Origin of the sequence: Burkholderia sp. AU16741 (assembly GCF_002223345.1) — a bacterium.
Taxonomy (GTDB): Bacteria; Pseudomonadota; Gammaproteobacteria; order Burkholderiales; family Burkholderiaceae; genus Burkholderia; species Burkholderia sola.
Genome location: NZ_NKEZ01000003.1, coordinates 530,446 through 545,539, shown reverse-complemented (window position 1 = coordinate 545,539; position 15,094 = coordinate 530,446). Strand labels below are relative to the sequence as shown.

The 15,094-nt window shown below is 69.0% G+C and carries 14 protein-coding genes; 8 read left to right on the top strand and 6 right to left on the bottom strand.

Going from position 1 to position 15,094, the window contains the following annotated elements:
* Positions 1-142: 142 nt before the first annotated feature.
* Entirely contained in the window at positions 143-919 is a 777-nt protein-coding gene (locus CFB89_RS05000; protein WP_089466964.1) for a DUF4088 family protein, read from the top strand.
* Between the two features lie 131 nt (positions 920-1,050).
* Here CFB89_RS05000 and CFB89_RS04995 read toward each other — a convergent pair whose 3' ends face one another.
* On the bottom strand, positions 1,051-1,452 hold the full coding sequence (locus CFB89_RS04995; protein ID WP_089466963.1) for a hypothetical protein: 402 nt from the start codon (positions 1,450-1,452) through the stop codon (positions 1,051-1,053).
* Positions 1,453-1,700: 248 nt separating this feature from the next.
* On the opposite strand from CFB89_RS04995, the gene CFB89_RS04990 reads away from it, so the two are divergent.
* The 3 genes from CFB89_RS04990 (at position 1,701) to fumC (ending at position 5,055) form a co-directional block, all read left to right on the top strand.
* A complete protein-coding gene (locus CFB89_RS04990) occupies positions 1,701-1,919 on the top strand; it encodes an RNA-binding S4 domain-containing protein (protein WP_089466962.1) in 219 nt (72 codons plus the stop codon).
* A gap of 168 nt (positions 1,920-2,087) precedes the next feature.
* Positions 2,088-3,476: a multidrug efflux MATE transporter NorM gene (gene norM, locus CFB89_RS04985; RefSeq protein WP_089466961.1), complete on the top strand. Its 1,389-nt coding sequence runs from the start codon at positions 2,088-2,090 to the stop codon at positions 3,474-3,476.
* Positions 3,477-3,660: 184 nt separating this feature from the next.
* On the top strand, positions 3,661-5,055 hold the full coding sequence (gene fumC, locus CFB89_RS04980) for a class II fumarate hydratase (RefSeq protein ID WP_089466960.1): 1,395 nt from the start codon (positions 3,661-3,663) through the stop codon (positions 5,053-5,055).
* A gap of 45 nt (positions 5,056-5,100) precedes the next feature.
* Here fumC and CFB89_RS04975 read toward each other — a convergent pair whose 3' ends face one another.
* Together CFB89_RS04975 and CFB89_RS34770 are read right to left on the bottom strand one after the other, a co-directional pair.
* Positions 5,101-5,613, bottom strand: a complete 513-nt coding sequence (locus CFB89_RS04975) for an acyl-CoA thioesterase (RefSeq protein ID WP_027811985.1) — start codon at positions 5,611-5,613, stop codon at positions 5,101-5,103.
* Between the two features lie 126 nt (positions 5,614-5,739).
* Positions 5,740-5,886: a hypothetical protein gene (locus tag CFB89_RS34770; protein ID WP_179233376.1), complete on the bottom strand. Its 147-nt coding sequence runs from the start codon at positions 5,884-5,886 to the stop codon at positions 5,740-5,742.
* A 188-nt stretch (positions 5,887-6,074) separates the two neighbouring features.
* Between CFB89_RS34770 and CFB89_RS04970 the strand changes: the two genes are divergently transcribed.
* Both CFB89_RS04970 and CFB89_RS04965 read left to right on the top strand, forming a co-directional pair.
* On the top strand, positions 6,075-6,782 hold the full coding sequence (locus tag CFB89_RS04970) for a helix-turn-helix transcriptional regulator (RefSeq protein ID WP_089466959.1): 708 nt from the start codon (positions 6,075-6,077) through the stop codon (positions 6,780-6,782).
* Positions 6,783-6,932: 150 nt separating this feature from the next.
* Positions 6,933-9,494: a DUF6600 domain-containing protein gene (locus CFB89_RS04965; protein ID WP_256979580.1), complete on the top strand. Its 2,562-nt coding sequence runs from the start codon at positions 6,933-6,935 to the stop codon at positions 9,492-9,494.
* 99 nt (positions 9,495-9,593) lie between these two features.
* Here CFB89_RS04965 and CFB89_RS04960 read toward each other — a convergent pair whose 3' ends face one another.
* Together CFB89_RS04960 and CFB89_RS04955 are read right to left on the bottom strand one after the other, a co-directional pair.
* The gene (locus CFB89_RS04960; RefSeq protein ID WP_059836744.1) at positions 9,594-10,565 is read right to left on the bottom strand and encodes a thymidylate synthase; all 972 of its coding nucleotides are present in this window, start codon (positions 10,563-10,565) and stop codon (positions 9,594-9,596) included.
* A gap of 42 nt (positions 10,566-10,607) precedes the next feature.
* Positions 10,608-12,005 carry a sigma-54 dependent transcriptional regulator gene (locus tag CFB89_RS04955; protein ID WP_089466958.1) on the bottom strand — a complete coding sequence of 466 codons (1,398 nt, stop codon included), beginning with the start codon at positions 12,003-12,005 and terminating at the stop codon, positions 10,608-10,610.
* A 500-nt stretch (positions 12,006-12,505) separates the two neighbouring features.
* Here CFB89_RS04955 and CFB89_RS04945 point away from each other — a divergent pair, with 500 nt between their 5' ends.
* Both CFB89_RS04945 and CFB89_RS04940 read left to right on the top strand, forming a co-directional pair.
* Complete coding sequence (locus tag CFB89_RS04945) at positions 12,506-12,835, top strand: hypothetical protein (protein WP_089466956.1); 330 nt, start codon at positions 12,506-12,508, stop codon at positions 12,833-12,835.
* 290 nt (positions 12,836-13,125) lie between these two features.
* Entirely contained in the window at positions 13,126-13,626 is a 501-nt protein-coding gene (locus CFB89_RS04940) for a dihydrofolate reductase (protein WP_089466955.1), read from the top strand.
* Between the two features lie 85 nt (positions 13,627-13,711).
* Here CFB89_RS04940 and pmbA read toward each other — a convergent pair whose 3' ends face one another.
* Positions 13,712-15,082 carry a metalloprotease PmbA gene (gene pmbA, locus CFB89_RS04935; RefSeq protein WP_089466954.1) on the bottom strand — a complete coding sequence of 457 codons (1,371 nt, stop codon included), beginning with the start codon at positions 15,080-15,082 and terminating at the stop codon, positions 13,712-13,714.
* Positions 15,083-15,094: the final 12 nt, after the last annotated feature.

Genomic DNA, 15,094 nt, shown 5'->3' with positions numbered 1-15,094 from the left:
CGCGCTCAAGTTTCCGTCCGGTGCGCCGATATAGAAGAGGAAGACCGCCACCGGCCCCGGCGCGCATCGGTCAGTCGACGCTGCGCCCGTTCCGGTGCGCCGTGCCGGCGCCGGCTTGCGCGGGGCGCCATCGAGACGATTCATGGGCCAGATCACCCTTTCCCTCAAGGACGACACGCTCGAGTCCCTGCGCAAGGACTACGACGCGTTCGTGCGCGTGTCGCTGAAACTCGACCCGCAATTCGCGACGCCGTCGTTCGAGGATTTCCTGCGCGCCAAGCTGCTCGACAACATGGTGCCGCTCACCGAGCACGCCGTGCAGCGCATGCTGCAGGGCGGCCAGTATGCGTGGGCCAAGCGCACGCTCGACAAGGAATTTCCGGACGTCGTCGCGATCCTGATGCGGCAGGCCGGCGAATTCGGCTTCGGCTTCGCGTCGCGCTCCGAATGGACGCCCGACGAACTCGCGAAGGCATGCCGCGACTGGGCGAAGGCGATCGTCGCCGAAGCGCAGGGCGACGCGTCGCTGATCGACCCGCTCGCGGCGCAGATCAAGGGCGCGGCGCAGGACATCCAGACGCTCGAGGAACTGATGCAGACGCCTGCGTGGCGGCTCGCGGAATCGCTGCGGCAGCGGATCTACGAGGCCAAGCTCGCGTGCGAGATGAGCGTCGGCAGCACCGCGCGCGACAAGCTCGGCGAACTGCGCGGGCTGCTGCGCCTCGGGCTCGCGCACGGCTCGTTCCAGAAGCAGGAAGCGCAGCAGATCATGGAATACCTGCGGCTGTTGAAGCCGGAAATCTTCGTCGAGGAACCGTACGACGTCTTCGCGCGCCTCGCCGCGTGGCTGCGCAGCGTATTCACCCCGGCTGCGGTGCGGCCGGCCCAGGGGCAGGGGCAAGGCCAGCGCCGGCCGTAAGCGCGCGTCCGGCCGCACGTATCGCCTCATGAAAACGGCCCGATTCGCGCGAAGCGAACCGGGCCGCCAGAGGATCGCCCGTCGCGACACGCCGTCCGAACACGCGCGTCGCGACGAGCGCCGGGCACCGCTTACTGCGTGGCGCCCTGCGCCGATGCACCGCCGTGCGCGCCGACCGAGGCGCCGCCTTCGGTCGCGTCGTCCGCCTTCTTCTTGGCCGAGCCCGCATGGCTCTTGGCCGACTTCGCCGCATGCTTCGTGTGCTTCTTGGTCGAATGGACGGCCGACGACGTCGTATCCTTCGCGCCATCGGCTGCCGCGCCGACCGCATCGGTCGCCCCGCCCGCCGCATTGCCCGACGCGTTCGCGCCGGCACCGCCCTGCACGCCTGCACCGACGCCTGCCGCCGGCGTCTGCGCCTGCATGCCGGCACCGGCCGCGCCTTGCGCCGTCGTGCCCGTCTGGGCGAATGCGGCCGACGTGGCGAACGCCGTCAGCGCGGCACCGATCAGCATCGTACGAATCTTGGACATGGCAATTCTCCTCGAGAAGTTGTGAGCGCCGACCGCGGCGATGCGGTCCGTCGCTTCCCCGCCGCAACACGCGACAGGTACGACAGAAGACCCGCGGCCCGCGCGGCCGGTTCGCGAATCTCTCAGACTGTTACCCACCGTTTCATTTGCTGACGAATCGCTCACAGTCCTTTACAACGTGCGGCGGCGGCCCGCGGTGCCGTATGATGCGGAGCGTTTCCTCCCGCGCGTCGCGCCCCTTCCTCGTCATGCCCACTCTGGATTTCACGCTGACCGGCGAATACGTCGAGCTGCACAACCTTCTCAAGATCACCGGCCTCGCGGACAGCGGCGGCACCGCGAAGCTGATCGTCGCGTCCGGCGCCGTGAAAGTCGACGGCGCGGTCGAGCTGCGCAAGACCTGCAAGATCCGCGCGGGCCAGGTCGTGCTGCTCGGCGACACGCGCATCGCGGTACGCGAGGCCTAAGGCCCGTTCACGCCGATAACGGGCTTGCGCCGGCCCCTGGGCCGTTCCCCTGCCCGCGACATGGCCATCGGCGCACGCGTTCGACACGGTACGAATAAAGCCGTAAGCTAGCCGTCTCTCAAAATAACGACAAAAGCGCGGGCCCGCACCCGCGCGAGCGCCCATTCCATGTCGCATTCCGGTCTCACGCGGACGGCCGCCGCGCCGCCGTCCCTGTCCAGTCACGCCGCCGATACCGCGCGCCTTGCCGCCCCGCTCGCGATCGCGCAACTGTCCCAGATGGCGATGAGCGTCACCGACACGGTGCTGCTCGGTTCGCTCGGCCCCGACTCGCTCGCGGCGGGCGGGCTCGGCGCGAACTTCTTCTTCGTGATCGTGACGATCCTGCAAGGCGTGCTGTCGTCGGTCAGCGTGAGCGTCGCGCACGCGCGCGGCGCACAGGCCGAGGATCGCGTGCCGCACATCTACTGGACGGGCTTCGCGCTGTCCGTGCTGCTCGCGATTCCGGCGATCGTCGCGCTGTCGCTGGCCGAACCGATCCTGCTGATGTTCCACGAGCCGCCGCTGCTTGCGCATCACGTCGGCGAATACACGGGCATCCTGCGCTTCGCGGCGCTCGGCAGCCTGATCGGCGTCGGGCTGATGCGCGCGTTCCTGCCGGCGATCGGCGCCGCGCGGCGGCTGTTGTGGGTGTCGATCGGCGGCGTGGGCGTCAACGGCGTGCTGAACTACGGGCTGATCCATGGCGCATTCGGGCTGCCGCGGCTCGGCTTTCTCGGTTCGGCCGTCGCGACGACGATCACGATCTGGCTCACCGCGCTCGCGCTGATCTGGCTGCTGCACGGCCGGCAGCGCTTCCGCCATTTCGTGACCGCCGCGCGCCCGAGGCTGCCCGTGATGGGCGAACTGATCGGCATCGGCTGGCCGGTCGCGATCACGTACGGAGTCGAATCGACGCTGTTTCTCGCCACCGGCCTCACGGTCGGCGTGCTGGGCGCGACGTCGCTCGCCGCGCACCAGATCGCGCTGAACGTCGCGTCGGTGTCGTTCATGGTGCCGCTCGCGATCGGCCAGGCGGCCAACGTGCGCGTCGGCTACTGGATCGGCGCGGGCTCGCCCGTCGCCGCGCGGCACGCGGGCTTCGTCGCGCTCGCGCTCGGCGTCGGCTTCATGTCGCTGTCGGGCCTCGTGATGATCGTCGCGCCGCATACGATCGTCGGCCTGTACCTGCACCTCGACGACCCGGCCAACGCGGGCACGGTGTCGCTCGCCGCGTCGCTGCTCGGCATCGCCGCGGTGTTCCAGATCGTCGACGGGATGCAGACCGTCGGGTCCGGTGCGCTGCGCGGCCTGAAGGACACGCGCATCCCGATGCTCGCCGCGACCCTCGGCTACTGGGGCATCGGCTTCCCGACCGGCTACTGGTTCGCGTTCCACGCGGGCATGGGCGCACGCGGCCTGTGGTGGGGGCTCGCGGCGGGCCTCGCGAGCGTCGCCGTGCTGATGGCATGGCGCTTTCACCGCAAGACCGCGTCGCTCATCGCGGCGGCGCGCTAGCGTCGGCTTGCGCGCGTCACGCGCCGTCGGCGCGACACGACACGAAATCGCGGCCGGCGCTATGCTTGTCGGCTGAACCCGTCGAGACGCCGCACCAGCGGCGCGGTTGCCTCACGATACGTCCGATTACGTCTGACGCCGCGCGACGACGCGCGGCCTTTCCCCTTTCCAGGAGGAGTGCATCATGAATGAAGCAGTTCGGATGGAACGCGACACGTTCGGCGAGATCGCCGTGCCGGCCGACCGGCTCTGGGGCGCGCAGACCGAGCGCTCGCTGCAGAATTTCCGGATCTCGACGGAGAAGCAGTCGCCCGAGCTGATCCATGCGCTCGCGATCGTCAAGCGCGCCGCGGCGGCCGTGAACCAGTCGCTCGGCGTGCTCGCCGACGACAAGGCGCACGCGATCATCGAAGCCGCCGACGAGATCATCGCCGGCAAGCATCCGCGCGAATTCCCGCTCGCGGTGTGGCAGACGGGCTCCGGCACGCAGACCAACATGAACCTCAACGAGGTGATCGCGAACCGCGCGAGCGAGTTGCTGGGCGGCGAGCGCGGCGAAGCGCGCAAGGTTCATCCGAACGACGACGTGAATCGCGGCCAGTCGTCGAACGACGTGTTCCCGACCGCGATGCACGTCGCGGCCGCGTATGCGATCGTCAATCACCTGCTGCCGGCGCTGCGCACGCTGCGCGCGACGCTCGACGCGAAGTCGAAGGCGTTCGCCGACATCGTGAAGATCGGCCGCACGCACCTGCAGGACGCCACGCCGCTCACGCTCGGCCAGGAGTTCTCCGGCTATGTCGCGCAGCTCGACCAAGGCATCCGTCACGTCGAATCGGCGCTGCCGCACCTGTACGAGCTCGCGCTCGGCGGCACCGCGGTCGGCACGGGGCTGAATGCGCATCCGGAATTCGCGGTGCGCGTGGCCGACGAGATCGGCCGGCTCGCGAAGCTGCCGTTCGTGACGGCGCCGAGCAAGTTCGAGGTGATGGCGGCGGCCGACGCGCTGGTCTTCGCGCACGGCGCGCTGAAGACGGTCGCGGCGAGCCTGATGAAGATCGCGAACGACGTGCGCTGGCTCGCGAGCGGGCCGCGCTGCGGGCTCGGCGAGCTGTCGATCCCGGAAAACGAGCCGGGCAGCTCGATCATGCCGGGCAAGGTGAACCCGACGCAGTCGGAAGCCGTGACGATGCTGTGCTGCCAGGTGTTCGGCAACGACGTCGCGGTCAACGTCGGCGGCGCGAGCGGCAATTTCGAGCTGAACGTGTTCCGGCCGATGATCGCGCACAACGTGCTGCAGTCGGTGCGGCTGCTTGCCGACGGCGCACAGAGCTTCAACGATCACTGCGCGGTGGGCATCGAGCCGAACCGCTCGCGCATCGACCTGTTGCTGAACGAATCGCTGATGCTCGTGACGGCGCTCAATCCGCACATCGGCTACGACAAGTCCGCGCAGATCGCGAAGAAGGCGCACAAGGAAGGCACGACGCTGAAGGCGGCCGCGCTCGCGCTCGGCTACCTGACCGAGGCGGAATTCGATGCATGGGTGCGCCCCGAGCAGATGATCGGGACGCGATAAAGGCAGGACGGGGGCGCGGCGCGACGAGCGCGGCGCCCGCGGCACTCAGACGGTGCCCTTCGCGACCTCTTCCGGCTTCATCTCGACGATCTTGTCGAGCGCGGCCCGCACGTCGGCCGCATATTTCGCGAGCACCTTCTGCTCGTCGGTTTCGGGGACGAACGGCGGCACCGGCACCGGGTTGCCGTTCTCGTCGACCGCGACGAACACGACGAGGCAATCGGTCGTCTGGCGCAGCACGCCGCCTTTCGGATCGCCGGCGTGCACCGACACGTGGATGTGCATGCTGGTACGGCCCGTCGCGACGACGCGCGCCTTCAGCTCGACCAGATTGCCGACCAGGATCGGACGCTGGAAACGGATGTTGCCGACGCTGACCGTCACGCAATAGCGGCTCGACCAGACGGCCGCGCACGCATACGCGACCTCGTCGATCCACTTCATCAGCGCGCCGCCATGCACCTTGCCGCCGAAGTTCACGGACGAAGGCTCGGCAAGGAAGCGGAATACGGTTTCGGTGCGGTCGAGAGCGGCCGGCACGGGGGACGGTTGGGGCATCGTTATGGCTCCAGGCGGCAGGGGCGCTGTAATCGGGCCATTATACGTTGCACTGCGGCAATGCGTCGCGGCAAGCCCCGCGTGGCGGGGCTCCGCGCCCATGCCGGCTCGCGCGCGGAACGGCGGTCAGCGGCGCACCGTGATGCCCTGGTCGATCGTCCCGTACATCTCGATACTGCCGCTGCGCTCGCCGGTCGCGCCCGTACCCGCGCCGCCCGACGCACAGGCCGCACACACGAGCGCGGCCGCCAACACACAGAAAATCGTCTTCATCGTTGCATCGCGTCACGTGCGGCGGCCCGCTGCCGCCGCGTCCGGCCATTCTACGCGTGCCCTGCAACGGGCCGCAGTCCGGTCCGCGCAGGCGCCCCGCCGCCGTATCCGACATTTCATCCGGAAGCGAAACATCGAATGCGCGCCCGGACTACACTGCCTGTCATCCCGCTCGACGAGACACGACGATGACCGATCAAGACGACCACCATTTTCCGGGCCTGAGCCGCATCGGCGCACTGATCGCCGATCCCGGCCGCGCCGCGATGCTGTGGGTGCTGATGGACGGCAGCGCGCGGCCGGCCGGCGAACTGACGATGATCGCGGGGCTGTCGCCGTCGGCGGCGAGCGCGCACCTCGCTCGCCTGACCGAGGGCGGGCTGCTGGCCCTCGAGGTGCGCGGCCGGCATCGCTACTACCGCATTGCGTCGGCCGACATCGCCGCCTCGCTCGAAGCGCTCGCGAACGTCGCCCGCGCGGCCGCGCCGCATCGGCCGGTTCCGCCTCCGTCGCGCACGGTCCCGGCCGAACTGCGCTATGCACGCACCTGCTACGACCACATGGCCGGCGAGCTCGCGGTGCGCATCTTCGACGGCCTCACCGCACGCGGCTGGCTGCTCGCCCACGGCGACGCGATCGAGACCACCGAACTCGGCACGCAGGCGCTCGCGCAATGGGGCATCGACGTCGCGCAGCAGCGCGCGCGCCGGCGCCGCTTCGCGTGCGGCTGCCTCGACTGGAGCGAGCGGCGCGCGCACCTCGGCGGCGCACTCGGCGCCGCGCTGCTGGACAGCTTCTGTGCACACGGCTGGATCGAGCGCGCCGCCCGACCGCGCGTGCTGCGCGTCACGGTGCCGGGCCAACAGGTTTTCGACGCATGGCTTACGTCCGCTTGACGCCGGGATTGCAGCTGCACGACAACGGCGCGCGATGGACAGGTTTTGTTACATCGCGTGCCACTCGACTTACAAAACACCGTGCCTTGAAACAGGCCAAGCGGATATCGTGAACTGCACGGCACGAATCGACGCGCCGCGATCACAACGATGACGCTCACCATGGCCTCCCTGTTCGCGCTCAAGCGCACCGCCCGCTCCACACTGCTCGCATTCGCCGCGCTGGCGGCGCTGCCGCCCGCCTTCGCGCAATCGACGGATGCGCCGCCGGCTGCGGCCGCGGCACGGCAACCGGGCGGCGATCCGCCTGGCCGCGTCGCGCGGCTCAATTACCTGTCGGGCGCCGTGACGACCGAACCGGCCGGCACCGATACCTGGTCGTATGCGGCGGTGAACCGGCCGCTGACGACCGGCGACCAGCTGTGGAACGATGCCGGCGCACGCTCGGAACTGCACATCGGCTCGACGGCGGTGCGGCTCGGCGAATCGACGAGCCTGTCGGTGCTGAACCTCGACGACACGACGACGCAGTTGAAGGTGGGCCTCGGCACCGTGTCGACGCACGTGCGCGGTCTGCCGCCCGGCGGCTCGTACGAAATCGACACGCCGAACCTCGCGCTCGGCATCACGGGCCCCGGCGACTATCGCGTCGACGTCGCGCCGAACGGCGCGAGCACGACGGTGACGATGCGCAGCGGCAGCGCGACCGTCTATGGCAGCAACGGGCAGTATCCGCTGTCGCCCGGGCAGCAGGTCGTGTTTACCGGCACCGACCTCCAGGTCGCGCAACAATCGGCCGCACCGGCCCCCGACGCGCTCGACCAGTGGGCCGCCAGCCGCGACGCGGCCGAAGCGCGCTCGGTGTCGGCCCGCTACGTGTCCCGCGACGTTCCCGGCTACCAGGATCTCGACGCGAACGGCACGTGGCGCGAAACTCCGAATTACGGCGCGGTATGGGTGCCGAACGACACGCCGGCCGACTGGGCACCGTATCACGACGGCCACTGGATCTGGCAGGCGCCGTGGGGCTGGACCTGGGTCGACGACGCGCCGTGGGGCTTCGCACCGTATCACTACGGCCGCTGGGCGTACGTGGACGACAGCTGGGCATGGGTGCCGGGCCCGATGGTCGTCAGCCAGCCGCCCGTCTACGCGCCGGCGCTCGTCGCGTTCGTGGGCGGCGGGGGCGGCGGCGGTTCCGACTGGAGCGTCGCGCTCACGGTCGGCGGCGTCGCCGCGGCTGGCTGCGCCTGGTTCGCGCTCGGTCCGGGCGAACCGTGGCATCCGGGCTGGGGCGGCTGGAGCCCGCACTACTACGACCGCGTCAACCGCAACATCGTGGTGAACAACGTCAACGTGAACAAGACCGTGAACGTGACGAACATCACCAATATCACCAACATCAACAAGACGTACGTGAACTTCCGCGCGCCGCACGCGATCACGGCCGTGCCGGCCGCCGCATTCGTGCACGGGCAGCCGGTCGCGCACTTCTCGCAGCACGTCGATCCGCGGCAATGGCGCAACGCGCACGTCACGCCGGGCACGCCCGGCATCGCGCCGGTGCGCCAGAGCTTCACCGGCGGGCTGCGCACCGCCAGCTATCGTCCGCCGGCGGCGATCGCGCAACACCCGTACGTCGCGACGCGCAATCCGGCCGTGCCGCCTGCGTATCGCGACCAGGCCGCCGCCCATCTCGCGCAGCAAGGCGGGCGCGTCCCGGGCGCCGGCGCGCCCGTCGTGAAGACGAACGTGCCGGCCGACTATACGGCGCGCCCGGTCCGTGTTCCGGGCACGCCGGGCGGCGGCGCCTGGGCGATGCACAACGTGCGGCTCGTGAATCCGCACGGCCCCGTCGTGCAGCCGGGCCGCGCGCCGCACGAAGGCAGGCCGGCCGGCGAGCAGGCGGGCCGGCCGGGCGTACCGACGCCGGGCATGCCGAACGTCGGCCGGCCGGCGAACGGCGAAAGCTCCACCGCGCCCCGCTTCGCCAACGGCGGCGCGCCGCAGGCGTCCGGCAGCCCGATCCCGCATCAGGCATTCGCGCCCGGCAACGGCGTTCCGCATCCGCCGGGCGCGAACAACGCTCCGACGGGCATCGGCAATGCACATGCAGCCGCGCCGTCGTCACCCGCGTGGATGCAGCCGCACACGCCGATGGAGCGTCAGCGCGCCGCGCCACCCACCGCGCTGCATGCGGCAGGACAGAATGCGCTGCCGCCCGTGCGCAGCGCCGCGCCGCCGCACCCGGACGGCGTGCCGACCCCGCAGGGCATCCAGCCCGGCGGCCGGAACGAAACGCCGCGCGCGCAGCCGCAGTCGGGCCCTATCGCGCAGATTCCGCAACCGCGGCCGCGCGCCGAACTCCCGACGCCGGCCCGCCAAGCGCAGCCGCAGCCCGAACGGGCCGCCCCCGCGCCGCACCCGCGCCAGGACTTCGCGCAACCGGCGCCCCATCGCGAAATCGCGCCGCCGCGCGTGAACGAGTACCGCCCGCCGGCACCCGCCGTGCATGACATGCCGCGCCCGCAGCCGCAAGCGCCGCGCATGGAGCCGCGGCCGCAACCCCAGCCGGCGCCGCGGATGGAGCCTCGCCCGTCGATGCCCGCCCCCCGGATGGAGCCACGGCCGCAGCCGGCGCCGCACGTCGAGGCGCCGCGTCCGGGCAATCCGCCGCCGCAGGGCGGCCACGAGGAGCGGCATCGCCAGTAAGTGCGGCAAACCTGAAACAAAAAGGCTCGACCGGTATCAGCCGGTCGAGCCTTTTTGCAGGGAGCGGAGCGATGAAACCGCGCGGCCCCGGCCGCGCGATCAGACCGCCATCGGCGCGGTCAGCGGCTCATGGTGCCGGTAGCCGACGAGCGAGAAATCAGAGGGCTCGACCTGCTCCAGCCATTCGGGCGCATAGACGCCCGTCTTCGCGTACTCGGGCACGCGCTCGGCGATCTCGAGCCGCGGGCTTTCGTACGGCTCGCGCGTGAGCTGCTGCTGCAGCATGTCGAGCTGGTTCTCGTAGATGTGCGCGTCGCCGATGAAATACGTGAACCAGCGCGGCGTATAGCCCGTCAGCCGGCCGACGAGCGACAGCAGCGCGGCCCCTTCCGTCAGGTTGAACGGCGTGCCGAGGCCGACGTCGTTGCTGCGGATGTACAGGCACAGCGAGATCTCGCGCTTCGTCGCGTTCGGCAGGAACTGATACAGCAGATGGCACGCGGGCAGCGCGATCTGGTCGAGCACGGCCGGATTCCACGCGTGAAACAGGATGCGGCGATCGGACGGGTTCTCCATGATCGTGTCCAGGCACTGGCGCAACTGGTCGATCGCCTTGTACAGCAGCACCTTCGGCGCGCCGTCTTCGTCGAAACGCGTGACGATCCGGAAGCCACGGCGCGTCGCGTCGGCGATCTGCGCGTCGGCGCTCGCATCGAGCACCTTGTAGCCCGGCCACTGGCGCCATTGCACGCCGTATACGTCGCCGAGATCGTCGACGCCCTGACGATACGGGTTCGCGAGCCACTGCGCGTTCTCATTCGCGTTCGCATCCCACACCTTGCAGCCGAGCGCGCGGAAATCGGCCGCGCTGCGCGACGCACGCAGGAAGCCGACCAGTTCGCCGATCGCGGACTTGAACGCGAGCTTCTTGGTCGTCACGGCCGGAAAGCCTTGCTGCAGGTCGAAGCGCAGCATCGCGCCCGGCATGCTGATGGTGCGAATTCCCGTGCGGTTCTCCTGCCAGGTGCCGGTATCGAGAATGGTACGAACGAGATCGAGATACTGTTTCATGCGGGTTCCTTCGGCCGCGAGGGGCGACCGTACCCGCCGATTTTAGCAAGCGTGGCGCGGAAGCTCCGGCAACGGCGCCGAAAACCCTGCCAGCGTGTCGCCGCGATCGCGCATGCCGTGCGCGCACATCAGCCGGTAGAGCGTGACGCGCGACACGCCGAGCTCACGCGCGGCATCGGCAAAACGGCCGCGATGGCGCAGCAGCGCCTGCTCGATCGCCTGCCGTTCGGCCGCCTCGCGCGCCTCCAGCAGCGACACCGGCGCGAGCGTCGCATAGTCGTTCAGCTCGAGATCGGCCGCGGTGATCATCCGGCCTTCCGACATCACGATCGCGCGCCGCACGCGGTTGATCAGCTCGCGCACGTTGCCCGGCCACGAATAGCCGTACAGCGACGCGACCGCGTCCGGGGAAAAGCCGCGCAGGCGGCGATGTGCATCGCCCTTGAAGCGCTCGAGCATGTGGCGCGCGAGCACCTCGATGTCCTTGCCGCGCGCGCGCAGCGGCGGCTCCTCGATCTTCAGCACGCACAGCCGGTGAAACAGATCCTCGCGGAAGCGCCCTTCGCGCAGCGCCGCTTCCATGTCCACGTGCGTCGCGCAGATCACGCGGACATCGACCGGCATCGACACGTGCGCGCCGAGCCGCTCGATCTTGCCTTCCTGCAGGAAACGCAGCAGGCTCGCCTGGCTTTCGAGCGGCAGGTCGCCGATCTCGTCGAGAAACAGCGTGCCGCCGTTGGCGGCCTCGACGCGGCCGATCTTGCGCTGGTTCGCACCGGTGAACGCGCCGCGTTCGTAGCCGAACAGTTCGGCCTGCAGCAGCGTCGACGGTATCGCACCGCAATTGATCGCGATGAACGGCGCCTGCGCGCGCGACGAACGCTCGTGAATCGCGACAGCCGTCAGTTCCTTGCCCGTGCCCGACTCGCCCGAGATGAACACCGGTGCGTCGGTCGCCGCGACCCGGCGAATCGTCCTGAAGAGCCCGAGCATCGCATCGCAGGTGCCGACCATCTCGCCTTCGCTGCGCCCGGCGCCGACCGGCGGCGCGACAGGATCGGTCAAGGCGACCATGCCGTGCGCATGGCCCACGGTCTCGACGATCCGCGCCGTTTCGTACGGCATCGTCACGTAGTCGAAGCAATAGTCGCGGATGAGATGCCGCAGCATCGCGTCCTGCAACTGGCCGCGCCGCGTCGCCGCGATCCAGCCGATGTGCTGGATGCTCAGGCAGGCTTCGAGTTCGCGCAGATCCGACGGCTTGAAGCCCGGCGAGAAATCGAGCAGGCCGGCGGTGGCCACGCCGTGCTGAACGACGCGCCGTACGTCGCGCACGGTCTCGGCGAGATCGACGCGCCAGCCGCGTTCGTCGAAATGGCCGCGCAACGCGTCGTTCGGTTCGCGCGAATAGTAGATCACGTGCCGCTGATCGGCTCCCATATGCTCACCCCGTTCATCAACCGTCTAACGATTGCCGCACACGTCAAATCGCGTGCAAAAGGATCGAATCGGGTCAGCCAGAGGTGGCTCGATTCGCCATGCCGATGCGCGGCAACGACAAAGCCTCGCATGATGGCGCTTATCTCGCGTCCAATAATTTTTGACAAGACAACTTGGTTATAGGCGCTGAATACGACAAACCCGTTTCAGCACCGATGGCGATGCGGCCAAATCGCTCAGGAGGTCGATGCAGATCAATCCTCTGCACATAATGGATGCGCACGAAGGGCTTCGTCACCAACACACGCGCCGATTTTCATCCTTCGAGCGTATCGGTTGAATCAGCAATATTCCCGAGCCGCCTCGTTTCAGGCCTGAAACATTTCCAGGCGTTTTCGGCCGCCATTCGAAATGCTCGGGCACGAATCGCAATGGCGGCAACGGTCCCGATACGGTGGCATGTATTTCGCTGAATACGGAGACGACCGGAGACAGTCGCCATGCGAAAACTTTTTTTACTTTCCTTCGTGCCGATGACGCTCGTGCTGTCGGCCGCCGGCCCGCCTGCACCGGCCTGCGCGGACGAAGGCATGCAGCCGCATCGCGCCACGCTGCTTGCCGAAAACACGCCGGGCAAACCCGACAACGGGTTCGGCATCGTGACCGTGTCGGCGCCGCAACCGCTGCCGGCACGCCAGGCCTCCGTGACGCTGTGGGACGAGATTTCACCGCCGCCCCAGTTGCCGCTGCCGGCGCCGCTGCCGGTGCCGCAGCCGGGCAATATCCGACATGCGATGGAAGGCGACGCGCGAGTCAATACGCATCCCTGATCATTCGACACCTCGATTCGATCGGGATTGCGTATCGACCTGACGATCCTGTCGGACGGGAGACCATCGAGCGGAACCGGTATCGCCGATCGCGCGATGCAAAAAGTTTTTGTGCTCCGTCCCCCGGCGGGCACTCTTTTTATTCGGACGGCCGCCGCGGCGCGCGAGCATCCCACGTCGCGGCGCACGGCGCAAGCAACGCGGGGCGCCCGTGCAGGCACGCGGAACCCGGCGCGCGCCGCCGTTCCGGTAAAATCGGCCCGTTCCGTCTTCCCTCTTCCCCGACCTTCATGACGACGTTGACCCTGATCGTCGCGCGTGCCCGCAACGGCATCATCGGCCGCGACAACCAGTTGCCCTGGAAACTTCCCGAGGATCTCGCGTTCTTCAAGCGCACGACGATGGGCGCGCCGATCGTGATGGGCCGCAAGACCCACGAATCGATCGGCCGGCCGCTGCCCGGCCGCCGCAATATCGTCGTCACGCGCGACGCCTCGCGCCGTTTCGACGGCTGCGACACCGTCACGTCGCTCGCCGACGCACTGGCGCTGGCCGCGCACGACGGCGTACCCGAGGCATTCCTGATCGGCGGCGCGCAACTCTACGCGGAAGGTCTCACGCTCGCCGACAAGCTGATCGTCACCGAGATCGATGCCGATTTCGACGGCGACGCGTCGTTCCCGGCGCCCGACGCCGCGCACTGGCAGGAGATCTCGCGCGACGCGCATCAGGCTGCTGCGCCGAACACGTTCGGCTATGCGTTCGTCGTCTACGAACGCAAGCGCGGCTGACATCTTCTTCGCACGATGAAAAAAGCCCGACCGGCTCGCGCCGGTCGGGCTTTGTCGCTTCCTGGTGGCCTGCGCCGCGCGCGGCTTACTGCCCCGCGATCGTCATCTGCTCGATCAGCACCGAGCCGGTTTCCTTCGTACCGCGCACGAGCGAATCCGCACCAATCGCGACGATATGGCGGAACATCTCCTGCAGCGTGCTGGCGACGGTGATTTCCTCGACCGGATACTGGATCACGCCGTTCTCCACCCAGAAGCCCGCCGCGCCGCGAGAATAGTCGCCCGTCACGTAGTTCACGCCCTGCCCCATCAGCTCGGTCAGCAGCAGGCCCGTGCCGAGCTTCTTCAGCATCGCGTCGAAGTCGTCGCCCGCCTGCGTGTTCGAGCTGCGCAGCGCGAGGTTGTGCGAGCCGCCCGCGTTCCCGGTGGTTTGCGTGCCGAGCTTGCGTGCCGAATAGGTCGACAGGAAATAGCCTTCGACGACGCCGTCCTTCACGACGCTGCGCGCACGCGTGCGCACGCCCTCCTCGTCGAACGGCGCGCTGCCCATCGCGCGCGGCACGTGCGGATCCTCGACGACCTGGACGTGCGGCGCGAACACCGGCTTGCCGAGGCTGTCGACGAGGAACGACGTCTTGCGATACAGCGCGCCGCCGCTCACCGCCTGCACGAACGCGCCGAGCAGGCCGGCCGCGAGCGGCGCTTCGAACAGCACCGGCACCTTGCGCGTGTCGAGACGGCGCGCACCCATCCGCGCGAGCGCGCGTTCGGCCGCGTAGCGGCCCACCGCTTCGGGCGCGGCGAGATCGATCGCGCTGCGCTTCGACGAATACCAGTCGTCGCGCTGCATGTGGCGGCCGCTGCCCGCGATCGGCGCGCAGGCGATGTAGTGGCGCGAGTACGGATAGCCGGCGAGGAAGCCGCGCGACGTCGCGAGCATGAACTGCGAGTGCTGCGCCGACACGCTCGCCCCTTCCGAATTGCGGATCTGCGGGCTGACCGCGAACGCGGCGTCCTCCGCGCGGCGGGCGAGCTCGACGGCTTCGTCCGCGCTCAGCGCCCACGGGTGGTACAGATCGAGGTCGCGCGGATCGGTTTCGAGCAGCTCGGCTTCGGCGAGGCCGGCCGCTTCATCCTCGGCCGTGAAGCGCGCGATGTTGTAGGCGGCGGCGACGGTATCCTTGATCGCGGCCGGCGAGAAGTCCGACGTGCTCGCGTTGCCGCGCTTCTTGCCGATGAACACGGTGACGCCGACCATCTTGTCGCGGTTGTGCTCGATCGTTTCGACTTCGCCGCGGCGCACCGACACCGACAGGCCGTCGCCCTCGGAGATTTCGGTCGCGGCGTCGGTCGCGCCGAGCGCCTTCGCATGACGAAGGATGTCCGATGCGATTTCCTTGAGCTGGTCCTGCGTGTGCGGGAAATAGCGCGCTTGTACGTCGAGATTGGCTGCCATCGTCTTGGTATC

Bases quoted from the DNA above. Each gene is read 5' to 3' on its own strand.
- CFB89_RS05000 (WP_089466964.1), top strand. From the start codon at position 143: ATGGGCCAGATCACCCTTTCCCTCAAGGACGACACGCTCGAGTCCCTG.
- CFB89_RS04995 (WP_089466963.1), bottom strand. From the start codon at position 1,452: ATGTCCAAGATTCGTACGATGCTGATCGGTGCCGCGCTGACGGCGTTC.
- CFB89_RS04990 (WP_089466962.1), top strand. From the start codon at position 1,701: ATGCCCACTCTGGATTTCACGCTGACCGGCGAATACGTCGAGCTGCAC.
- norM (WP_089466961.1), top strand. From the start codon at position 2,088: ATGTCGCATTCCGGTCTCACGCGGACGGCCGCCGCGCCGCCGTCCCTG.
- fumC (WP_089466960.1), top strand. From the start codon at position 3,661: ATGAATGAAGCAGTTCGGATGGAACGCGACACGTTCGGCGAGATCGCC.
- CFB89_RS04975 (WP_027811985.1), bottom strand. From the start codon at position 5,613: ATGCCCCAACCGTCCCCCGTGCCGGCCGCTCTCGACCGCACCGAAACC.
- CFB89_RS34770 (WP_179233376.1), bottom strand. From the start codon at position 5,886: ATGAAGACGATTTTCTGTGTGTTGGCGGCCGCGCTCGTGTGTGCGGCC.
- CFB89_RS04970 (WP_089466959.1), top strand. From the start codon at position 6,075: ATGACCGATCAAGACGACCACCATTTTCCGGGCCTGAGCCGCATCGGC.
- CFB89_RS04965 (WP_256979580.1), top strand. From the start codon at position 6,933: ATGACGCTCACCATGGCCTCCCTGTTCGCGCTCAAGCGCACCGCCCGC.
- CFB89_RS04960 (WP_059836744.1), bottom strand. From the start codon at position 10,565: ATGAAACAGTATCTCGATCTCGTTCGTACCATTCTCGATACCGGCACC.
- CFB89_RS04955 (WP_089466958.1), bottom strand. From the start codon at position 12,005: ATGGGAGCCGATCAGCGGCACGTGATCTACTATTCGCGCGAACCGAAC.
- CFB89_RS04945 (WP_089466956.1), top strand. From the start codon at position 12,506: ATGCGAAAACTTTTTTTACTTTCCTTCGTGCCGATGACGCTCGTGCTG.
- CFB89_RS04940 (WP_089466955.1), top strand. From the start codon at position 13,126: ATGACGACGTTGACCCTGATCGTCGCGCGTGCCCGCAACGGCATCATC.
- pmbA (WP_089466954.1), bottom strand. From the start codon at position 15,082: ATGGCAGCCAATCTCGACGTACAAGCGCGCTATTTCCCGCACACGCAG.